Annotated in this window: 19 protein-coding genes and 1 pseudogene; 10 read left to right on the top strand and 10 right to left on the bottom strand. The window is 72.8% G+C overall.

Annotation, left to right across the window (positions count from 1 at the left end; genetic code table 11):
• Nucleotides 1-150 precede the first annotated feature (150 nt).
• A complete protein-coding gene (locus tag ACIQKA_RS01155) occupies nucleotides 151-873 on the bottom strand; it encodes a SigE family RNA polymerase sigma factor (RefSeq protein WP_391093407.1) in 723 nt (240 codons plus the stop codon).
• A 169-nt stretch (nucleotides 874-1042) separates the two neighbouring features.
• Between ACIQKA_RS01155 and afsQ1 the strand changes: the two genes are divergently transcribed.
• From afsQ1 to ACIQKA_RS01130, 5 genes are all read left to right on the top strand, one after another.
• A complete protein-coding gene (gene afsQ1, locus ACIQKA_RS01150) occupies nucleotides 1043-1720 on the top strand; it encodes a two-component system response regulator AfsQ1 (RefSeq protein ID WP_017239746.1) in 678 nt (225 codons plus the stop codon).
• A complete protein-coding gene (locus ACIQKA_RS01145; RefSeq protein WP_383151158.1) occupies nucleotides 1717-3246 on the top strand; it encodes an ATP-binding protein in 1530 nt (509 codons plus the stop codon). Before afsQ1 ends, ACIQKA_RS01145 begins: the two co-directional genes overlap by 4 nt.
• On the top strand, nucleotides 3243-3902 hold the full coding sequence (locus ACIQKA_RS01140) for a hypothetical protein (RefSeq protein WP_383436657.1): 660 nt from the start codon (nucleotides 3243-3245) through the stop codon (nucleotides 3900-3902). The genes ACIQKA_RS01145 and ACIQKA_RS01140 overlap by 4 nt, the downstream gene beginning before the upstream one ends.
• A 40-nt stretch (nucleotides 3903-3942) precedes the next feature.
• Nucleotides 3943-4533, top strand: coding sequence for a VanZ family protein (locus ACIQKA_RS01135; protein ID WP_383441643.1), 591 nt, complete (start codon nucleotides 3943-3945; stop codon nucleotides 4531-4533).
• 90 nt (nucleotides 4534-4623) lie between these two features.
• Nucleotides 4624-4827 carry a PspC domain-containing protein gene (locus ACIQKA_RS01130; protein ID WP_383151162.1) on the top strand — a complete coding sequence of 68 codons (204 nt, stop codon included), beginning with the start codon at nucleotides 4624-4626 and terminating at the stop codon, nucleotides 4825-4827.
• 129 nt (nucleotides 4828-4956) lie between these two features.
• Here ACIQKA_RS01130 and ACIQKA_RS01125 read toward each other — a convergent pair whose 3' ends face one another.
• Nucleotides 4957-5334: a hypothetical protein gene (locus tag ACIQKA_RS01125; RefSeq protein WP_383151163.1), complete on the bottom strand. Its 378-nt coding sequence runs from the start codon at nucleotides 5332-5334 to the stop codon at nucleotides 4957-4959.
• Between the two features lie 179 nt (nucleotides 5335-5513).
• Nucleotides 5514-6668: an adenosine deaminase gene (locus ACIQKA_RS01120; RefSeq protein WP_383151164.1), complete on the bottom strand. Its 1155-nt coding sequence runs from the start codon at nucleotides 6666-6668 to the stop codon at nucleotides 5514-5516.
• 188 nt (nucleotides 6669-6856) lie between these two features.
• On the opposite strand from ACIQKA_RS01120, the gene ACIQKA_RS01115 reads away from it, so the two are divergent.
• Nucleotides 6857-7630, top strand: a complete 774-nt coding sequence (locus ACIQKA_RS01115) for an alpha/beta hydrolase (RefSeq protein WP_383436648.1) — start codon at nucleotides 6857-6859, stop codon at nucleotides 7628-7630.
• Between the two features lie 48 nt (nucleotides 7631-7678).
• On the opposite strand, the gene ACIQKA_RS01110 is transcribed toward ACIQKA_RS01115, so the two are convergent.
• Nucleotides 7679-8650 carry a LysR family transcriptional regulator gene (locus ACIQKA_RS01110; protein ID WP_402539592.1) on the bottom strand — a complete coding sequence of 324 codons (972 nt, stop codon included), beginning with the start codon at nucleotides 8648-8650 and terminating at the stop codon, nucleotides 7679-7681.
• A 62-nt stretch (nucleotides 8651-8712) separates the two neighbouring features.
• On the opposite strand from ACIQKA_RS01110, the gene ACIQKA_RS01105 reads away from it, so the two are divergent.
• From ACIQKA_RS01105 to ACIQKA_RS01095, 3 genes are all read left to right on the top strand, one after another.
• Nucleotides 8713-9972 (top strand): MFS transporter, encoded by a 1260-nt coding sequence (locus ACIQKA_RS01105; protein ID WP_402539591.1) that lies wholly within the window; start codon nucleotides 8713-8715, stop codon nucleotides 9970-9972.
• Between the two features lie 160 nt (nucleotides 9973-10132).
• Nucleotides 10133-10780: a L,D-transpeptidase family protein gene (locus tag ACIQKA_RS01100; RefSeq protein WP_383436666.1), complete on the top strand. Its 648-nt coding sequence runs from the start codon at nucleotides 10133-10135 to the stop codon at nucleotides 10778-10780.
• Nucleotides 10781-10862: 82 nt separating this feature from the next.
• On the top strand, nucleotides 10863-11834 hold the full coding sequence (locus tag ACIQKA_RS01095; protein ID WP_402539590.1) for a sigma-70 family RNA polymerase sigma factor: 972 nt from the start codon (nucleotides 10863-10865) through the stop codon (nucleotides 11832-11834).
• Here ACIQKA_RS01095 and ACIQKA_RS01090 read toward each other — a convergent pair.
• Nucleotides 11817-12146: an STAS domain-containing protein gene (locus tag ACIQKA_RS01090; RefSeq protein WP_383151169.1), complete on the bottom strand. Its 330-nt coding sequence runs from the start codon at nucleotides 12144-12146 to the stop codon at nucleotides 11817-11819. The two genes, ACIQKA_RS01095 and ACIQKA_RS01090, sit on opposite strands and share 18 nt — an antisense overlap.
• A gap of 29 nt (nucleotides 12147-12175) precedes the next feature.
• Here ACIQKA_RS01090 and ACIQKA_RS01085 point away from each other — a divergent pair.
• Nucleotides 12176-12821, top strand: a pseudogene (locus tag ACIQKA_RS01085) (HAD family hydrolase); the annotation flags it as partial.
• 67 nt (nucleotides 12822-12888) lie between these two features.
• Here ACIQKA_RS01085 and ACIQKA_RS01080 read toward each other — a convergent pair.
• The 5 genes from ACIQKA_RS01080 to ACIQKA_RS01060 form a co-directional block, all read right to left on the bottom strand.
• Nucleotides 12889-14166, bottom strand: a complete 1278-nt coding sequence (locus ACIQKA_RS01080; protein WP_383436637.1) for a thymidine phosphorylase — start codon at nucleotides 14164-14166, stop codon at nucleotides 12889-12891.
• A gap of 83 nt (nucleotides 14167-14249) precedes the next feature.
• Complete coding sequence (locus ACIQKA_RS01075) at nucleotides 14250-14654, bottom strand: cytidine deaminase (protein WP_383151172.1); 405 nt, start codon at nucleotides 14652-14654, stop codon at nucleotides 14250-14252.
• The gene (locus ACIQKA_RS01070) at nucleotides 14651-15913 is read right to left on the bottom strand and encodes an ABC transporter permease (RefSeq protein ID WP_383151173.1); all 1263 of its coding nucleotides are present in this window, start codon (nucleotides 15911-15913) and stop codon (nucleotides 14651-14653) included. Before ACIQKA_RS01070 ends, ACIQKA_RS01075 begins: the two co-directional genes overlap by 4 nt.
• Nucleotides 15910-17028 carry an ABC transporter permease gene (locus ACIQKA_RS01065; RefSeq protein WP_383151174.1) on the bottom strand — a complete coding sequence of 373 codons (1119 nt, stop codon included), beginning with the start codon at nucleotides 17026-17028 and terminating at the stop codon, nucleotides 15910-15912. Before ACIQKA_RS01065 ends, ACIQKA_RS01070 begins: the two co-directional genes overlap by 4 nt.
• Nucleotides 17025-18740, bottom strand: coding sequence for an ABC transporter ATP-binding protein (locus ACIQKA_RS01060; protein ID WP_383151175.1), 1716 nt, complete (start codon nucleotides 18738-18740; stop codon nucleotides 17025-17027). The genes ACIQKA_RS01065 and ACIQKA_RS01060 overlap by 4 nt, the downstream gene beginning before the upstream one ends.
• Nucleotides 18741-18839 lie beyond the last annotated feature (99 nt).

The following is an 18839-nucleotide window of genomic DNA, read 5'->3' as shown; positions in this document are numbered from 1 at the left end:
GGCCCGTACGATCCGCTTCTTCCTTTTCCCCCGTACCCCCGTACGGTTCCCCCGTGCTTCCCCGCGAGCCCCGTTTCCCCCGTGGGCCCCCGTGGGTCGTTCCCCCCTCTTCTCCCCCGTTCCCCCCGTTCCCCCGTTTCCCCCCAGCCTTCAGGCCACCAGCTCGCCGAAGGACTCCTCCTCGTCACGGCCGAAGCTCAGCACCTCGTCCTCGCGCAGTCGCCGCAGCGAGCGCCAGATGCTCGACTTCACCGTGCCGACACTGATGTCCAGGATCTCCGCGATCTCCGGATCGGTCCGGCCCTCGTAGTACCGGAGCACCAGCATCGTGCGCTGGAGCTCGGGCAGCCGGGCCAGCGCCTGCCACAGGACCGCGCGCAGCTCCGTGCCCCGCATCGCGTCCGTCTCGCCGACCGTCTCCGGCAGCTCCTCGGTGGGGTACTCGTTGAGCTTGCGGCGGCGCCAGGCGCTGATGTGCAGATTGGTCATGGTCCGGCGGAGGTACCCGCCGACCGCGGCCTTGTCGCTGATCCGGTCCCAGGCGCGGTACGTGGAGAACAGCGCGCTCTGGAGCAGGTCCTCGGCCTCGAAACGGTCACCGGTGAGGTGGTAGGCGGTGGCGTACAGGGAGGCCCGACGCTCCTGGACGTAGGCCGTGAACTCGGCCTCCGAACAGCCAGAGCGTTCCCCCGTGGCCTCCCCGTACACCGCTCCCCCGTCAGCGACGGCCACCATGTACGGCGCCTTGCGCTGACGTCCGACGCTGCGAACGCACCCCCGTCCGTTCTGCGCGCCGGACTTCTCCGTGCTCCGCACGACGTCGTGGAGACGCGTGACAACTGCGCTTGAGCTGGTGCTGTGCAGTGCGTTCATCTCGCGCCCCCCGTCGGCTGGAGTGTGTTTCGGTCCGTGTGCCAAGAAGCTTGCCCGGGGGACTTCATGGCGTTGTCCGCCGACTGTCACAGGCGTGTCACAGGGGCCGTCGCGGAAGCGTGGCGCCGAGCGGTCGAACTCGGACGGCCGAATGAGACAGAATGCTGCCGTGCCTTTTCTGTTGCTGATCGAGGACGACGACGCCATCCGCACGGCCCTGGAGCTGTCCCTGTCCCGGCAGGGCCACCGGGTGGCCACCGCCGCCACGGGCGAGGACGGCCTCCAGCTGCTGCGCGAGCAGCGGCCGGACCTGGTCGTGCTCGACGTCATGCTGCCCGGCATCGACGGCTTCGAGGTCTGCCGGCGGATCCGTCGGACCGATCAGCTGCCGATCATCCTGCTGACCGCGCGCAGCGACGACATCGACGTGGTCGTGGGCCTGGAGTCCGGGGCCGACGACTACGTCGTCAAGCCCGTGCAGGGCCGGGTCCTGGACGCCCGCATCCGGGCCGTGCTGCGGCGCGGGGAGCGGGAGTCGACGGACTCGGCGACGTACGGCTCGCTGGTCATCGACCGGTCGGCGATGACGGTCACCAAGAACGGCGAGGACCTCCAGCTCACCCCGACCGAGCTGCGGCTGCTCCTGGAGCTGAGCCGGCGGCCCGGACAGGCGCTGTCCCGGCAGCAGTTGCTGCGGCTGGTGTGGGAGCACGACTACCTGGGCGACTCGCGGCTCGTCGACGCCTGTGTGCAGCGGCTGCGCGCCAAGGTGGAGGACGTGCCGTCCTCGCCGACCCTGATCCGCACCGTGCGCGGCGTCGGCTACCGGCTGGACGTCCCTGCGTGAGCCGAGGGATCCTCGCGCGGCTGCGCCTCTCCAGCCTGCGCCTGCGGCTCGTCGTCGTCTTCGCCCTGGTCGCGCTCACCGCGGCCGTCGCCGCCTCCGGCATCGCGTACTGGCTCAACCGCGAGGCGGTGCTCACCCGCACCCAGGACGGGGCGCTCAACGACTTCCGGCAGGAGATGCAGAACCGGGTGGCGACGCTGCCGCTGCGGCCCGGCCAGGAGGAGCTGCGGCGGACCGCCGAGCAGATGGCGAGCGGCAGCGCCGGCTACCAGGTGCTGCTGCTCGGCGAGCGGGACGAGGGCAAGCCGATCGTGGGCGCCTCGGACCCGGACGACTTCACCCTGGCCGACGTGCCGCGTCCGCTGCGCGACGCCGTGGACACCCGGCGGCCGGTGACGGACGCCAACCCGTACCCGTACCACCTGTTCTGGCAGCGCACGGAGCGGGGCGGGACGCCGTACCTGGTCGGCGGGACGCGGATCGACGGCGGCGGGCCCGCCGGCTACATGTTCAAGTCGCTGGCGGCGGAGAAGGCCGATCTGAACTCGCTGGCCTGGTCGCTCGGGATCGCCACCGCGCTCGCGGTGGCCGGTTCGGTGCTGCTCGCGCAGGTCGCGGCGACGACCGTACTGCGTCCGGTGCACCGGCTCGGGGAGGCGGCCCGGCAGCTCGGCGAGGGCAAGCTGGACACCCGGCTGCGGGTGACCGGCGCGGACGAACTGGCCGACCTGACCCGTACGTTCAACGGGGCGGCCGAGTCGCTGCAGAAGAAGGTCGCGGACATGAGCGCCCGCGAGGAGTCCAGCCGCCGCTTCGTGGCCGACATGTCGCACGAGCTGCGGACCCCGCTGACCGCCCTGACGGCCGTCACGGAGGTCCTGGAGGACGAGCAGGACTCCCTGGACCCGATGATCGCGCCCGCGGTGGCGCTCGTGGTGAGCGAGACCCGGCGCCTCAACGACCTGGTGGAGAACCTGATGGAGGTGACCCGCTTCGACGCGGGCACCGCCCGGCTCGTCCTCGACGACGTGGACATCGCCGACCAGATCACCGCGTGCGTGGACGCGCGCGCGTGGCTGGACGCGGTGGACCTGGACGCCGAGCGCGGGATCGTGGTGCCGCTCGACCCGCGCCGGCTCGACGTGATCCTGGCGAACCTGATCGGGAACGCGCTCAAGCACGGCGGTTCGCCGGTGCGGGTGTCGGTGCGCACGGAGGACCGGGAGCTGGTCATCGCGGTCCGCGACCACGGTCCCGGCATCCCCGAGGAGGTGCTGCCGCACGTCTTCGACCGCTTCTACAAGGCCAGCGCGTCCCGGCCCCGGTCCGAGGGCAGCGGTCTCGGCCTGTCGATCGCCATGGAGAACGCCCTGATCCACGGCGGTTCGATCACGGCCTCGAACTCGGTGGACGGGGACGGGGAGGTCGACGGCGCGGTGTTCGTGCTGCGGCTGCCCCTGGACGCCTCCGGGATCACCAGCGAGGTGCGGACCCGCAGCGGTCGGGGCGAGGTGGAGGAAGCGTGAGGCTCCGTGCCCTCGGGACCACGGCCGGCGCGCTCGCGCTCGCGGCCCTGGTCGCCGGATGCGGGATCAGGACGACGTCGGTGCCGGTGGACGCGGGCGCGGCCCCGTCCCGGGTGCCGTGCAGGACGGCTGGGGACGGCACTCCGGGGACCTCGGCCCCGGGCGTGCCGGTCCGGGTGTTCCTGGTCTGCGGCTCGCAGCTGGAGACGGTGGACCGCCGGTCTCCGCTGCCGGAGGGGAAGGCGGACGCCGATCCGGTGCGGACGGCCCGGCTGCTGCTCGCGCAGCTCCTCGCCGCGCCGTCGGAGGACGAGCGGCGGGCCGGTTTCACGACCGCGGTGCGCGGTCCGCTGACGGTGGGCGGCGGGCACCGGGGCGACCCGGTGGGCACGCTGCGGCTGAGCCGGCAGCCGGAGGACCTGGCGCCGGTCGCGCTGTCGCAGCTCGTCTGCTCCTTCGGGGAGAGCTCGGCGGGCGCGGGCGACCGCACGGTCCTGCTCGGCGGCCCGGGTCCGTACGCGCCGAAGCGCTACCGCTGCACGGCGGAGCTGCGCGAGCGCCCGGAGTCCGCCCCGCCGACGGCCCCGCCGGCGACCGCGACGGCCTCGCCCTCGGGGCCGGTCCCGGGGTCGCCCCCCGCGGCTCCGACCGGCTGAGTCGCCCCGCGGCGGAACCGATTCCGCTCCCGGGCACGTCTTGGGGGGCGTGCAGCGTCAAGGTTCGGGCGGCAGTGCCGCCGTGGTCGTCCGCGCGACGGGGTTCGTCCTCCTCCTCGCGCATCTGCTGCTCGTCGCCTGGGTCAGCCTGCGCCCACGGGACGTGGCCTGGGTGACCGCGCCGAACACGATCCCCCTGGACGGCCTCCGGGCCGATCTCGCGCTGGGCTCCGCCGAGGCGGCCCGGCTGATCGGCGAGGGCCTGCTGCTGCTCGCCCCGCTCGGGGTGCTGCTCCCGATGGCCGACGGGCGGCTCGACGTCCCCGGCTGGGCCTCCCTGGCCCGGACGGCCGCCGCCGGGGCCCTGGTGTCGCTCGCGGTGGAGCTGCTCCAGACCGCGGTGCCGGGTCAGGTCGTGGACGTGGACTCGGTCCTCCTGAACACGGCGGGCGTGGTGCTCGCGCACCTGCTCCTGGTGCCGGCCGGGCGGAGCCTGCTGCGCCGCAGGTCGGGGGCGGGCCGGTCGGGGTCCTCCGGAGGGACGGGGCGGGGCCGGGGTTCCGCCCTGCTGCGGAACGAGGGTTCTCAGGGTGCGACCCCGACGATTTCCAGGGTCCCGATCGCCCGGTAGACCGACGTTTCGTCCCCCTTCCCGACGGCAGTATGGAGTCATCGGGAGCCCGACGGAGCGGCTCCCGGGCCGACCCCGAAGGAGCCCACCATGGCCGCACTCATCCGCCCCCGTGACGGACGCGTGATCGGCGGGGTGTGCGCGGCGCTCGCCCGGCGCTTCGGCACCTCCGCGACGACGATGCGTCTGATCTTCCTGGTGTCCTGCCTGCTGCCGGGCCCGCAGTTCCTGCTCTACCTGGCGCTGTGGCTGCTGCTGCCGTCGGAGCGGAAGACGGAGAGCGCGGCCTGGTAGGGACGCCGGCCCGCGCCGAAGGGGCGCGCGCCCGGGAAGGTTCCGGGTGCGCGCCCCTTCGGCGTGCGTGCGTACGGCGTGTGCGTATGGGGTCGTACGGCGTGTGCGTACGGGGCCTCGCGGGCCCGGTCAGCCGAGCGGCAGGCCGTTCAGGGGGAGGCCGTTCAGCGGCAGGCCGCCGAGGAGGCCGCCGAGCGGGGCGGCACCGAGGGCGCCGGCGGCGGAGGCGAGCGGAAGGTTCTGGGTGGCCTGGCCGGCGGCGGCCGGAAGGGTCTGGGTGGCCTGGTCCAGGCCCTGGCCGAGGGCGCCCTGCCCGGCGCCGAGGGACTCGGCGGCACCGTCGGGGAGCTCGGTGAGGCCGTCGCCCAGCGGCAGGGTCTGGGTCACCAGGCCGAGCGCGTCGGGGGCGGCGGGCACGACCGGGGCGGCGGAGGCCGTGCCGGCGGCGGCAGCGGCGAAAGCGGCACCGAGGGCGACGACACCGAGCTTCTTGGCGGACTGCTTCATCTGAGAATCTTCCTTGGGGGAATCCGGGGGCTTCGGGAAAGCCGTGCGGGGAAATCCGGGGAATGGGGAACGCAGAGCGGCTCTGCAACCTAACCAGCGGTGGTCCCCGCCGCAAACACCGGAAAGCGGCCGGGTGTCGTGCCGCCCCGGCCGCCTCCGTCCCTCCGCGAGAACTTGGCTCAGCCCTCCGTGCCGGAAGACCCGCTGGTCGCGGCGGTCTGCTGGAACAGCCATTCGGACCGGAGCTCGGCGTATCCGGGCTTGATGACCTCGTTGATCATGGCGAGTCGTTCATCGAAAGGAATGAACGCCGATTTCATCGCATTGACCGTGAACCACTGCATGTCGTCGAGCGTGTAATCGAATGCCTCGGTCAGCAGCTCGAATTCCCGGCTCATGCTCGTGCCGCTCATGAGGCGGTTGTCGGTGTTGACCGTGGCGCGGAAGTGCAGGGTGCGGAGCAGCCCGATGGGGTGCTCGCCGATCGAGGCGGCGGCGCCGGTCTGGAGGTTGGAGGAGGGGCACATCTCCAGGGGGACGCGCTTGTCGCGGACGTAGGCGGCGAGCCGCCCCAGCTTCACCGAGCCGTCGTCCGCGACCTCGATGTCGTCGATGATCCGGACGCCGTGGCCGAGGCGGTCGGCGCCGCACCACTGGAGCGCCTGCCAGATGGAGGGCAGCCCGAAGGCCTCGCCCGCGTGGATCGTGAAGTGGTTGTTCTCCCGCTTGAGGTACTCGAAGGCGTCGAGGTGGCGGGTGGGCGGGTAGCCGGCCTCGGCGCCCGCGATGTCGAAGCCGACGACGCCGGAGTCGCGGTAGGCGTTGGCGAGTTCGGCGATCTCCAGGGAGCGGGCGGCGTGCCGCATGGCGGTGAGCAGGGCGCCGACCCGGATGCGGTGGCCGTTCGCCCTGGCCAGCCGCTCGCCCTCGCGGAAGCCCGCGTTGACGGCCTCGACGACCTCTTCGAGGGTGAGGCCGCCCTCCAGGTGCTGTTCGGGGGCGTAGCGGACCTCCGCGTACACGACGCCGTCCTCGGCGAGGTCGACGGCGCACTCGGCGGCGACGCGGAAGAGGGCCTCCCGGGTCTGCATGACGGCGCAGGTGTGCGCGAAGGTCTCCAGGTACCGCTCCAGGGAGCCGGAGTCGGCGGCCTCCCGGAACCAGGCGCCGAGCTTGTCGGGTTCGGTCTCGGGGAGGTTCTCGTAGCCCTGCTCGCGGGCGAGTTCGATGATCGTGCCGGGGCGCAGCCCGCCGTCGAGGTGGTCGTGGAGCAGCACCTTCGGGGCGCGGCGGATCTGGTCCGCGGTGGGGACGCTGTGGGTCTGGCTCGTCATTGCCGCACTCTAGCCCCTACGCGCGTAGAGCGCCCCTCGTGGCGCTCGACTTCCCGTGCGCGCGCGGCGGCGCCCCCGGGGGCTCGAACGGGCTTGCCGGGCACGGCCGTTCGAAGCGCGGGCGGCGATACGCAACAGTGACCGCGCGTACGGCTGGCGTACACCTCGGCTTCTGAGACTGTTCTGCCATGGCGCACTTCGCACTCGTGGGGCCGCCCGACGCACGGAGACCCCGGCTCGGACGGCCCGTCGCAGGTTCCGGCACGTCGGCGGTGGGCGGCGTGGTGCTGCTGCTCCCGGACGGCGAGCCGTCGTCGAGGCGGCGGGCCTCCGCGCGGGCCCACGCGGCGATGCTCCCGCTCGGGCGCGCCCTGGTGCGGGCGGGCCGGGCCGAGGGGCTCGTCGCGCACGTGGTGCGCTACCGGGCGCGCGGCTGGAACGGCGCGGACGCCGACCTCGCGGCGGACGCCTCCTGGGCGGTCGCGGAGGCGGTGCGGCGCTACGGCGACGTCCCGGTCTGCCTGGCCGGGCACGGGCTCGGCGGGCGGGCCGCGCTGCGGGCTGCCGGGGAGGACGCGGTCGGCGCGGTCCTGGCGCTCGCGCCCTGGCTGCCGGAGGACGACGTGGCGGCCGAGCCGGAGCCGGTGCGGCAGCTCGTGGGGCGCCGGGTGCTGCTCGTGCACGGCACGAACGACGCCCGCACGGACCCGGAGCTGTCGTTCCGCTTCGCCCAGCGGGCGAAGAAGGCGAACCGGGAGACCTGCCGCTTCGAGGTGCACTCGGACGGGCACGGGCTGCGCCAGTACGCGGACGAGGTGCGGGCCCTGGCCGCCGACTTCGTGCTCGGCGCCCTCTTCTCCCGGCCGGTCGCCCGCCCGCTGACCGACGCCTTCGCCGCGCCCCCGCCGCTCGGCCTGCGGATGCCGCTGGCGGCGGGGTTCGGGGGCGCGCGGCGGCGGTGAGGCGGGGCTCCGGCGGCCCGGTCCGGGACGCGGGCCCGGAGAAGGTCCTCACGCCGGGGGCGAGGGCTCCTTCGGGAGGAGGTGGCCGCGCCGGCCGAGGAGGAACTTCTTGAAGGCGGCCACCGGGGCCGTGTCCGGGTGGCCGTCGAGCCAGGCGACCCCGATCTCGCGGACCGCGCGCGGGGCGGTGACGGTCAGTTCGACGACGCCGGGCCGGGGGACGGCCGGCGGGGGCAGCAGGGCGACGCCGAGGCCGGCGGCGACCAGGCCGCGCAGGGTCTCGGCCTCCTCGCCCTCGAAGGCCACCCGGGGCTTGAACCCGGCCTCCGCGCACAGGTCGTCGGTGATGCGGCGCAGCCCGTACCCCGGCTCCAGGGTCACGAAGGTCTCGTCGGCGGCCTCGGCGAGCCGCACCCGCTTGCGGCCCGCGAGCCGGTGGTCGTCCGGGACGACCAGCCGCAGCCGCTGCTCGTCGAGGCGCCGGGCCACCAGGTCGGGCGCGTCCGGCACCGGCGAGGTCAGACAGAGGTCGAGGTCGCCGGCCCGCAGCCGCTCGATCATCGCCTCGCCGTAGTTCTGGACCAGGGTGAAGCGGACCCGGGGGTGGTCGACCCGGAAGGCGCGGATGAGCCCGGGGACGGTCTCGGAGCCCATGGTGTGCAGGAACCCGAAGGCGACCCGTCCGGCGGCCGGGTCGGCGTCGGCGCGCACGGTGTCGGCGGCCCGCTCCACCTCGGCGAGGGCCCGCTCGGCGGCGGTGAGGAAGCGGCGGCCCGCCGGGGTGAGGGAGACCGTGCGGCCCCGGCGGGCGAAGAGGGCGACGCCGAGGTCCTGTTCGAGCCGGACCATCGCCCGGGAGAGCGTGGACTGCGGGACGCCCATCTCGGCCGCGGCCCGGGTCACGTGCTCGTGCCGGGCGACGGCAGCGAAGTACGCGAGCCGGGGCGCGAGCAGCAGCCCCATGTCTTCTTCGTTACTACTCGGTGACAGCCGCGGCTGTGACCTGTACTCATGCGCCATGGGAACGATTACAGCAGTTCCGTGCATTGGACGCATGAAAGCCGTCGTCCTACGTTCGTGACATGCCTTCCGCCAGTACCAGGGCGGCCGCCACCCCCGCGTCCGCCGACACCCGCCTCTCCCCCGGTGCCCCCGGCTACCGCCGCATGAGCCTCGCGCTCTTCGCCGCCGGGCTGGCCGCCTTCACCCTCCTCTACTCCACGCAGGCCCTCCTCCCGGCGATCTCCGCCGACTTCGGCGCCACCGCCTCCGCCGCCTCCTGGACGGTCTCCGCCGCGACCGGCGCCCTCGCCCTGTGCGTCCTGCCGCTCAGCGCCCTCTCGGAGCGCTTCGGCCGGCGCACCCTGATGACCGTCTCCCTCTCGGTCGCGGTCGCCCTGGCGCTCCTGGTGCCGCTCGCCCCGAACCTGGAGTCCCTCGTCGTGCTGCGCGCGCTCCAGGGCGCGGCGCTCGCCGGGCTCCCGGCCTCCGCGATGGCGTACCTGGCCGAGGAGGTGCGGCCCAAGGCGCTGATCGGCGCGATCGGCCTCTTCGTGGCGGGCAACTCCATCGGCGGGATGAGCGGCCGGATCGTGTCCGGCTGGGTCGCCCAGCTCTGGGGCTGGCGCGCGGGCCTGGCCGCCGTGGGCCTGCTCTCCCTGGCCTGCGCGCTCGCCTTCCGGGCGCTGCTGCCGAGGGCCCGGCACTTCACCCCGGGCACGCTCCACCCGAAGGCGCTGGCGCGCACCGTCCGCACGCACCTCGCCGACCCGCTGCTGATGCGGCTCTACGCGATCGGCGCCCTGTTCATGACGGTCTTCGGCGCGGTGTACACCGTGATCGGCTACCGCCTGGCCGAGGCCCCGTTCTCGCTGCCGCAGGGCGTGATCGGCTCGATCTTCCTGGTGTACCTGGTCGGCACGGTCTCCTCGGCCGCCGCGGGGAAGCTGGTCGGCCGGCTCGGCCGGCGCGGGGCGCTCTACCTGGCGGTCTCCACCACGGCCGCGGGCCTGCTGCTCTCGCTCTCCGACGCGCTCCCGGCGGTCCTGGCGGGCCTCGTCCTGATCACGGCCGGCTTCTTCGCGGGCCACGCGGTCGCGTCCTCCTCGGTGAGCCGGACGGCGAAGACCGGCCGGGCGCAGGCCTCGGCGCTGTACCAGTCGGCGTACTACCTCGGCTCCAGCGCGGGCGGCACCCTCGGCGCGGTCGCCTTCCACGCGGGCGGCTGGGCGGGCACGGTCCTGATCGGCCTGGTCGCGGTCCTCGGCGTCGTCTCGGTCACCCTGTACGGCACGCACAGCGCGCGCGTGGAGGCCCGGCGGATCCGTCCGGCGACCGCCTGACGGCCCGTCCTCCCCGCTCCCCCACTTCCCGGGACGGCCCGCAACCGCCAGACTCCCCCGTACGTCTTCGGGAACAGGACTCCAGGGGGTGCAGAGGATCATGAGGGAAGTCATACGCCGAACGGGCCGGAGGGCGGCCGTCACGGCCGGTCTGACGGCGATGGTGGTGCCGCTGACGATCGCGCTGGGCACGGGCACGGCGGAGGCCGCGTCCTGCAACGTGACGACCGGCCCGTACCAGAAGCAGGTGGAGAAGTTCCTGGGCCGGCCGGTCGACGGGCGCCAGTCGGCCGCCGACTGCGCGGCCACCCAGGCCTTCCAGAAGAAGCACGGGATCACGCCGACCGCCGGGTACGCCGGGGAGATCACCTGGCGCACCATGAACACGATGCTCCAGCAGCGGGCGGCCGGGAAGAACCCGAACAAGGACCGCAAGTGTCCGACCAACAAGGGCCGGATCGCCTGCGTGGACCTGACCCGGCAGCTGAGCTGGATCCAGGACGGCGCCACGCTGAAGTACGGTCCGGTGCCGGTGCGCACGGGCAAGGACGGGACCGAGACCCGCACCGGTGCGAAGAAGATCTACTGGCGGAACATCAACCACTGGTCGACGCTCTACAACGTCTCCATGCCGTACGCGCAGTTCTTCGACGGCGGGCAGGCCTTCCACTCGACCACCAAGTCCATGTGGAACCCGCCGGGCTCGGGCGGCTGCGTGAACATGACGCCGGCCGACGCGAAGGCGTACTGGAACCTGCTGCGGAACGGGGACGACGTCTACGTCTACGGGCGCAAGCCGGGAACGTGACCCCGGCTGTCAGTGGGCTGCGGTAGCTTCGCTCTCATCGGCACCGGACGGGTGCCGATGAGGGTGAGCGGGGTGTGGACCGATGAGCGGCGCCGTGGTCGCGACGACCGAGGAACTCGACAAGTACCGCCGTGAGCTGACCGGTTACTGCTACCGGATGCTCGGCTCCTCCTTCGAGGCGGAGGACGCGGTGCAGGACACCATGGTGCGGGCCTGGAAGGCGCTCGACTCCTTCGAGGGCCGCTCCTCGCTGCGGTCCTGGCTGTACCGGATCGCGACCAACGTCTGCCTGGACGCGCTGAACGCGGGGAACCGGCGGGCGCGGCCGATGGACCTGACCTCCCCGACGCCGGTCGCGCGGGCGCAGCTGGTGAAGCAGCCCGAGATCACCTGGCTGGAGCCGGTGCCGGACGGACGGGTGCTGCCCTCGGTGGCGGACCCGGCCGAGGCCGCCGTCTCCCGGGAGACCGTGCGGCTCGCGTTCGTGGCCGCGCTCCAGCACCTGCCGCCCAAGCAGCGGGCGGTCCTCATCCTGCGCGAGGTGCTCGCGTGGCGGGCGAGCGAGGTCGCCGAGCTCCTCGGCACCTCCGTGGCCTCGGTGAACAGCGCACTCCAGCGGGCCCGCGCGACCCTGGCCGAGCAGGCGCCGGCCGCCTCCGACCCGGCGGACCCGCTGGACGAGGAGCAGAAGGCGCTCCTGGAGCGGTACGTGGCGGCCTTCGAGGGCTACGACATGAAGGCGCTGACCGCGCTCCTCCACGAGGACGCGACGATGTCCATGCCGCCGTACGACCTGTGGCTCCGGGGGCACGAGAACATCGTGGGCTGGATGCTGGGCGTCGGCGAGGTCTGCGCGGGCTCGAAGCTGGTGCCGACCGTGGCGAACGGGTCGCCGGCGTTCGCCCAGTACCACCCGGACCCGGCGGGCGGCTTCGTCCCCTGGGCGCTGATCGTCCTGGAGCTGCGGGAGGGCAAGGTCGCGGGGATGGACTTCTTCCTGGACACCGAGCGCTGGTTCCCGCTCTTCGACCTGCCGTCACGGCTGGAGGCCTAGCGTTTCGTCGAGTCCGGTCAGCCGGAGCAGGGCCCGCAGGTCGGGGCCGGCGCCGTGGAGCCGGAGGCGGTGGCCGTGCCGGGCCGCCGCGAGCTTCAGCCGGGCGAGGGCGTCGACGGCGGCGAGCCCGGCCGGCACGAGCGCGCCGGCCTCGCAGACGACCTCGGTCGGCGGGGCGGCGGCGAGCTCCGCGCAGAGCCGGTCGACCTCCTCCCGCCCGGGCCGGGCGCTCAGGGTCACGACGAGGGACCGGCTGGTGCCGGGCTGACTGGTGTCCACGCCGGTGAGACCGGAGCGGGGGCGGGAACTCATCGGAGGACCCGCTGACCGGGCTCCCGATCATGGCTCTCGAACCTGTCGAACTGGTGACCTTCGACTGCGACGGCGTGCTGGTGGACAGCGAGCGGATCTGCTGCCGGGTGGACCGGGAGGTGTTCGCCGGGCTCGGGGCGGAGTTCACCGGGGCGGAGATCGTCGAGCGGTTCGCGGGCTCCTCCCACGAGGCCCTGACCGCGATCCTGGAGGAGCGCACAGGACGCCCCCTGGAGCCCGGCTAGCACGAGCTCCGGCAGCGGTGCGAGGACGCGCCCGACGCCGAGCCGACCGCCGTCGAGGGCGTCACCGACGTCCTGGACGCGCTGTCCGTCCCGTAACTGCCCCGCCTCCGACGGCAGCCACCCCACGATCCGGCGGAACCTCGGCCGCACCGGGCTCCTGGAGCGCTTCGCGGACCGGATCTTCAGCGCCCACGACGTCGCCCGGGGCAGGCCCGCCCCGGACCTCTTCCTGCACGCCGCCGCCGCGATGGGCGTCCCGCCCGGTCGCTGCGCCGTCGTCGAGGACGGCCCGTACGGCGTCGGGGCGGCCCGCGCCGCCGGAACGCGCGCCTTCGGCCACCGCGGCGGCCTGACCCGCGCGGACCGCCTGACGGGCCCGGGGACGGTGGTCTTCGAGGACATGCGGACGCCGCCGGGGCTGCTGTCGGGGACGGGTCTTAAGACCCCGTTGCGCCGAACGGGACCGGTGGGCCACCGGTCCCGTTCGGCCGGACGCGTCAGGCGATGCGGTCCAGGACGATCGGGGAGGCCGTGAAGGACGTGCCCTCCGGGGCGATGTCCCAGGTGTTCTCCAGGGAGCCCAGGGCGTAGTCGAACTTCTCCGGGGTGTCCGTGTGGAGGGTCAGGAGGGGCTGGCCCGCCGTGACCGTGTCGCCGGGCTTGGCGTGGAGCTCGACGCCCGCGCCCGCCTGCACCGGGTCCTCCTTGCGGGCGCGGCCCGCGCCCAGGCGCCAGGCGGCGATGCCGATGTCGTAGGCGTCGAGGCGGGTCAGGACGCCGGAGGACGGGGCCGTCACGACGTGCTGCTCGCGGGCGACCGGGAGGGTCGCGTCCGGGTCGCCGCCCTGGGCCGCGATCATCCGGCGCCAGACGTCCATCGCGGAGCCGTCGGCGAGGGCCTTCGCCGGGTCGGCGTCCTTGATCCCGGCCGCGTCGAGCATCTCCCGGGCGAGCGCGATCGTCAGCTCGACGACGTCCGCCGGGCCGCCGCCCGCGAGGACCTCGACGGACTCGCGGACCTCCAGGGCGTTGCCTGCGGTCAGGCCGAGCGGGGTCGACATGTCGGTGAGGAGCGCGACCGTCCGCACGCCGCTGTCGGTGCCGAGCCGGACCATGGTGGAGGCCAGCTCGCGGGCGTCCTCGATGTTCTTCATGAAGGCGCCGGTGCCGACCTTGACGTCCAGGACGAGCGAGCCGGTGCCCTCGGCGATCTTCTTGGACATGATGGACGAGGCGATCAGGGGGATCGCCTCGACCGTGCCCGTCACGTCGCGGAGCGCGTACAGCTTCTTGTCCGCCGGGGCGAGGCCGTCGCCCGCCGCGCAGATGACCGCGCCGGTGGTGTCGAGGACGTGCAGCATCTCCTCGTTGGAGAGCAGCGCGCGCCAGCCGGGGATCGACTCCAGCTTGTCGAGGGTGCCGCCGGTGTGGCCGAGGCCGCGGCCGGAGAGCTGCGGCACGGCCGCGCCGCAGGCGGCGACGAGCGGGGCGAGCGGCAGGGTGATCTTGTCGCCGACGCCGCCGGTGGAGTGCTTGTCGGCGGTGGGACGGGAGAGCGAGGAGAACTCCATGCGCTCGCCGGAGGCGATCATGGCCGCGGTCCAGCGGGCGATCTCGTCGCGGTTCATGCCGTTCAGCAGGATCGCCATGGCCAGGGCGGACATCTGCTCGTCGGCGACCGCGCCGCGGGTGTACGCGTCGATGACCCAGTCGATCTGCTCGGGGCTCAGCTCGCCCTTGTCCCGCTTGGTGCGGATGACGGAGATGACGTCCATGGGGTGATGCCTCTTTCTACGCGCATAGAGGGGGAAAGGAGGAGCGGCCCTCCCCATCGTGCCGGAAGGGCCGCTCCGAAGTGCTACCGCGACAGGTGGTCCGGACCGAACGCCTGCGGGAGCATCTCGGCCAGGGGCAGGAGCCCGGCCGGGGTCTCCAGGACGAGGTCGGGGCCCCCGAACTCGAACAGGAGCTGCCGGCAGCGCCCGCAGGGGACCAGGGGCTCGCCCCGGCCGTCCACGCAGACGAAGTGGGTCAGCCGGCCGCCGCCCGTCGCCTGGAGCTGCGAGACGAGCCCGCACTCGGCGCACAGGCCGAGGCCGTAGGAGGCGTTCTCCACGTTGCAGCCGGAGACCGTCCGCCCGTCGTCCACGAGGGCCGCCGCGCCGACCGGGAAGCCCGAGTACGGGGCGTACGCGCGGGACATCGCCTCGCGGGCCGCGACCCGCAGGGCCTCCCAGTCGGTCTCGGAGAGCTTCGCGGTCACTTGCCCTGGCCCTTCCGGTAGGGCAGTCCGTCCGCCTTCGGCATCCTCAGGCGCTGCGCCGACAGGGCGAGCACGAGCAGGGTGGTGACGTACGGAGCGGCGTCGACGAACTGGCTCGGGACCTCGTCGGTCAGCGCGTACCAGAGGAAGAACACGGCGGAGAAGGCGGCGGAGACCACCGCGACCACGTACTTCTTCTTGTACAGCTGCCAGAGGGCGGCGATCACCAGGAGCAGCGCGACCAGGAGCAGCAGCGCGTGGACGTTCTCGGCGCCGCCGCGCAGCTTGAGGCTGTCGGTGAAGCCGAAGAGGCCGGCGCCGAGCGCCATGCCGCCGGGCATCCAGTTGCCGAAGATCATCGCGGCGAGGCCGATGTAGCCGCGGCCGCCGGTCTGGCCCTCCTGGTAGATGCCGGTGGCGACGATCGCGAGGAAGGCGCCGCCGAGGCCGGCGAGGGCGCCGGAGACGGTGACGGCGATGTACTTGTACTTGTAGACGTTGACGCCCAGGGACTCGGCGGCGACCGGGTTCTCGCCGCAGGAGCGCAGCCGCAGGCCGAAGGCCGTGCGCCACAGGATCCACCAGGTGGCCGGGATCAGCAGGATCGCGACGACGGTGAGCAGCGACAGGTTGGTGACCAGGCCGCCGAGGATGCCGGCGAGGTCGGAGACCAGGAACCAGTGCTTGGCCTGGAGGTCCTGCAACCAGTCGGAGAGCCCTGGAATCGTGATCTTGGTGATCGCCTCGATGCGGGGGGACTGCTTGGAGGAGCCGCCCGGGGCCTCGGCGAACGTGAAGTTCGACAGGTACTGGGTGAAGCCGACCGCGAGGATGTTGATCGCCACGCCGGAGACGATGTGGTTCACGTTGAACGTGACGGTGATGATCGCGTGGAGCAGACCGCCCAGCGCGCCGCCGAGGAGGCCGAAGAGGACGCCCACCCAGGGGCCCCACTGGTAGCCCGCCCAGGCGCCGAACCAGGTGCCGAGGACCATCATGCCTTCGAGGCCGATGTTGACGACGCCCGCGCGCTCGGCCCACAGGCCGCCGAGGCCGGCGAGGCCGATCGGGACGGCGAGCTGGAGCGCACCGGAGACCTGGCCCACGGAGGTGAGGTCGTCGGCCCCGGAGACGACCCGGACCAGGGAGAAGAGCACGAGGCCGGCCGCGACGATCAGCATGATCCACGGCAGGGTGAGCTTGCGGCGTCCGCCGCCCTTGGGCGCGGCGCTCGGCTTGGTGGCAGCGGCGGTGCTCATGCCGAGACCTCCTTGTCGGTCTTGAGGGCGCCGCCGGCGGCGAGTTCCTCGCCGACCTTCTGCTGCTGGCGGCGGAGGCCGTAACGGCGGACGAGCTCGTAGGACACGACCACGGCGATCACGATGATGCCCTGCATGATCTTGGTGATCTCCTTCGGGTAGCCGAAGGTGTCGAGCGACGAGGACGCCTTGTCGAGGAAGGCGAAGAGGAGGGCGGCGAAGAGGATGCCGACCGGGTGGTTGCGGCCGAGCAGCGCGATGGTGATGGCGGTGAAGCCGACGCCGACCGGGAAGTCGAGGCTGTACGTGTGGGACTCGCCGAGCAGCGTCGGCATGCCGGAGAGGCCGGCGAGCGCGCCCGAGAGCAGCATCGAGGTGAGGATCATCCGCTTGGCGTCGACGCCGCTGGCCTGGGCGGCGGACTCGCTGGCGCCGGTGGCGCGCAGGTCGAAGCCGAACCGGGTGCGGTTGAGGACGAACCAGTAGACGACGCCGAGGGCGAGGGCGACGAAGGTGAAGCCGTAGATGACGCCGTTGCCCTGGCCCATGTCGATGCCGGGGAACCAGCCGGACTCGGAGATCTCACCGGTGGTGAGGTTGTTGGAGCCGGCGGGCTGGACGCCGAAGTTCTTCGGCAGGATCAGCCAGGCCACCAGGGAGGTCGCGATGGCGTTGAGCATGATCGTCGAGACGACCTCGGAGACCCCGCGGGTCGTCTTGAGGATGCCGGCGATGCCGGACCAGAAGGCGCCGGTCAGCATCGCGACGAGCACGATGAGCAGGATGTGCAGCGGGCCCGGCAGCTCGACGGAGGCGCCCACGAGGGCGGAGACCATCGCGGCGAGCCGGTACTGGCCGTCGACGCCGATGTTGAAGAGGTTCATCCGGAAGCCGACCGCCACGGCGAGGGCCGCGAGGTAGTAGATCCCGGTCTGGTTGACGATCAGGACCTGGATGTCGGAGTACCCGGCGTTCTCGATCATGATCCGGATCGGCTCGATCGGGTCGAGTCCGGTCGCGAGCAGCACCAGCACGGTGAGCACGAACGAGGAGACCAGCGCGAGCACCGGTCCCGCCGCGCCCAGGATCAGCCGGTCCTTGTCGAATTTCATCATCGGGCGTCACCGTTTCCGGGGTGCTCTTCGGTGCCTTCGAGTCGGCCGGTGGCAGCGCCGGTCATGGCGGAGCCCAGCTCCTCGGGCGTGATGGTGGCGGGGTCGGCGTCGGCGACCAGCTTGCCGCGGTACATGACCCGGAGGGTGTCGGAGAGGCCGATCAGCTCGTCGAGGTCGGCGGAGATCAGCAGCACCGCCAGGCCCTCGCGGCGGGCGTCCCGGATCGCGTCCCAGATCTGCGCCTGCGCGCCGACGTCCACGCCGCGGGTGGGGTGGGCGGCGATCAGGAACTTGGGCGCGTGGCTCATCTCGCGGCCGACGATCAGCTTCTGCTGGTTGCCGCCGGAGAGGGAGGCCGCGGTGACGTCGATGCCGGGGGTGCGCACGTCGTACTCGCGGACGATCCGCTCGGTGTCCCGGCGGGCGGCCTTCGGGTCGAGGATGCCGCGCCTGGAGTTGGGTGCCTCGGTGACGTGGCCGAGGATGCGGTTCTCCCAGAGGGGGGCCTCCAGGAGCAGGCCGTGGCGGTGCCGGTCCTCGGGGATGTAGCCGATGCCGCCCTCGCGGCGCTTGCGCACGGAGATCTTGGAGATGTCCTGCCCGTCGAGGGTGATCACGCCGGAGTCCGGGGTGGCCATGCCCATGAGGGCCTCGATGAGCTCGGTCTGGCCGTTGCCCTCGACGCCGGCGATGCCCAGGATCTCGCCCTTGTGGATGGTGAGGGAGACGTCGTCGAGGAGCTTGCGGCCCTCGGTGCCCTCCTCCGGGAAGGTGGTGGCTCCGGCCGGGTCCGGCGGGGCCGCGCTGGTCAGCGGGGCCGCGGCGACGGCGCCGGCCTCGGACAGGACCAGGTTGCGGACCTGGAGCATCGGCACGTCGGTGACGGTCGACTCGCGGGTCTCCGGGGAGGGCAGCTCGCTGCCGACCATCAGCTCGGCGAGCTGCTTGGTGGTGGCGGTCCCCGGGTCGGCGGTGCCGACGGTGGTGCCCCGGCGGATGACGGTGATGTCGTCGGCGACCTTCAGGACCTCGCCCAGCTTGTGCGAGATGAAGATGACGGTCAGGCCCTCGGACTTGAGCTCGCGCAGGTTGTCGAAGAGCGCGTCGACCTCCTGCGGGACGAGGACGGCGGTCGGCTCGTCGAGGATGAGGATCCGGGCGCCGCGGTAGAGGACCTTGAGGATCTCCACGCGCTGCCGGTCGGCGACGCCGAGGTCCTCGACGAGGGCGTCCGGGCGGACTCCGAGGCCGTACTGGTCGGAGATCTCCCGGATCTTCTTCCGGGCCTTGGCGCCGATGCCGTAGAGCTTCTCGCCGCCGAGGACGACGTTCTCCAGGACGGTGAGGTTGTCGGCGAGCATGAAGTGCTGGTGCACCATGCCGATGCCGCGCGCGATGGCGTCACCGGGGCTGGAGAAGGTGACCTGCTCGCCGTCGACGGCGATGGTGCCCTCGTCCGGCTTCTGCATGCCGTAGAGGATCTTCATGAGGGTCGACTTGCCGGCGCCGTTCTCGCCGATGAGGGCGTGCACGGTGCCCTTGCGGACCGTGATGGCGATGTCCTTGTTGGCGACGACGCCGGGGAATCGCTTGGTGATGCCGTGCAGTTCTACGGCAGGGGGGCTGGACGCGTTGATGACGCACTCTCCTTGGCCGGAAGGAGTGGGAGCGGGAGGGCAGGGCGGGGCGAAGCTATCGTGCCAGGGAGACATCTACACGCGTAGCACTGCCGAAAAATGAAAATCCGTACGGGAACGGGGCCCGGCTCCGGTGGGGGTCCCACCGTCGCCGGGCCCTGTGGTCGTTGACCT

The organism is Streptomyces sp. NPDC092045 (assembly GCF_044756005.1).
In the GTDB taxonomy this organism is placed as follows: domain Bacteria; phylum Actinomycetota; class Actinomycetes; order Streptomycetales; family Streptomycetaceae; genus Streptomyces.
This window is presented reverse-complemented; position numbering and strand designations above follow the sequence as displayed.

Coding starts and splice junctions, on each gene's coding strand:
- ACIQKA_RS01115 (WP_383436648.1), top strand. CDS start 6,857: ATGGCGCACTTCGCACTCGTGGGGCCGCCCGACGCACGGAGACCCCGG.
- ACIQKA_RS01095 (WP_402539590.1), top strand. CDS start 10,863: ATGAGCGGCGCCGTGGTCGCGACGACCGAGGAACTCGACAAGTACCGC.
- ACIQKA_RS01065 (WP_383151174.1), bottom strand. CDS start 17,028: ATGATGAAATTCGACAAGGACCGGCTGATCCTGGGCGCGGCGGGACCG.
- ACIQKA_RS01130 (WP_383151162.1), top strand. CDS start 4,624: ATGGCCGCACTCATCCGCCCCCGTGACGGACGCGTGATCGGCGGGGTG.
- ACIQKA_RS01060 (WP_383151175.1), bottom strand. CDS start 18,740: ATGTCTCCCTGGCACGATAGCTTCGCCCCGCCCTGCCCTCCCGCTCCC.
- ACIQKA_RS01105 (WP_402539591.1), top strand. CDS start 8,713: ATGCCTTCCGCCAGTACCAGGGCGGCCGCCACCCCCGCGTCCGCCGAC.
- ACIQKA_RS01120 (WP_383151164.1), bottom strand. CDS start 6,668: ATGACGAGCCAGACCCACAGCGTCCCCACCGCGGACCAGATCCGCCGC.
- ACIQKA_RS01080 (WP_383436637.1), bottom strand. CDS start 14,166: ATGGACGTCATCTCCGTCATCCGCACCAAGCGGGACAAGGGCGAGCTG.
- ACIQKA_RS01090 (WP_383151169.1), bottom strand. CDS start 12,146: ATGAGTTCCCGCCCCCGCTCCGGTCTCACCGGCGTGGACACCAGTCAG.
- ACIQKA_RS01070 (WP_383151173.1), bottom strand. CDS start 15,913: ATGAGCACCGCCGCTGCCACCAAGCCGAGCGCCGCGCCCAAGGGCGGC.
- ACIQKA_RS01100 (WP_383436666.1), top strand. CDS start 10,133: ATGGTGGTGCCGCTGACGATCGCGCTGGGCACGGGCACGGCGGAGGCC.
- ACIQKA_RS01155 (WP_391093407.1), bottom strand. CDS start 873: ATGAACGCACTGCACAGCACCAGCTCAAGCGCAGTTGTCACGCGTCTC.
- ACIQKA_RS01110 (WP_402539592.1), bottom strand. CDS start 8,650: ATGGCGCATGAGTACAGGTCACAGCCGCGGCTGTCACCGAGTAGTAAC.
- ACIQKA_RS01125 (WP_383151163.1), bottom strand. CDS start 5,334: ATGAAGCAGTCCGCCAAGAAGCTCGGTGTCGTCGCCCTCGGTGCCGCT.